This is a genomic window from Alcanivorax sp. HI0044 (genome assembly GCF_001634945.1).
Map to the genome: position 1 here is coordinate 1 of NZ_LWEZ01000832.1, position 243 is coordinate 243.

Below are 243 nucleotides of genomic sequence, written 5' to 3' on the forward strand. Positions count from 1 at the left end.
CATCGTCTTGGACGAGATCAGATGCGCCGATTCATACATGGTGCTGTGCGGGTTATCGATATCCCACAAGCCTCCCACATCGGTATTCAGGTCAAAACCGACAAAAGGAATACCGTATTTCTTCAGGTTCCTGGCCGTGGCCAGGCCCATGGGGCCGGCCCCTATCACTGCGTACATAGCTGTCCCGTTTTTATTGTGTCTTTTATTCGGTTACCGGTGCCCGACAAGCGAAGCGGAGCACAG

The 243-nt window shown here is 53.5% G+C and carries 1 protein-coding gene; it reads right to left on the bottom strand.

Annotated elements, in window-relative coordinates; genetic code table 11:
• On the bottom strand, nt 1-177 hold a 177-nt coding region (locus A3730_RS32920), incomplete at its 3' end, for an NAD(P)-binding protein (protein WP_156501125.1).
• Nucleotides 178-243 lie beyond the last annotated feature (66 nt).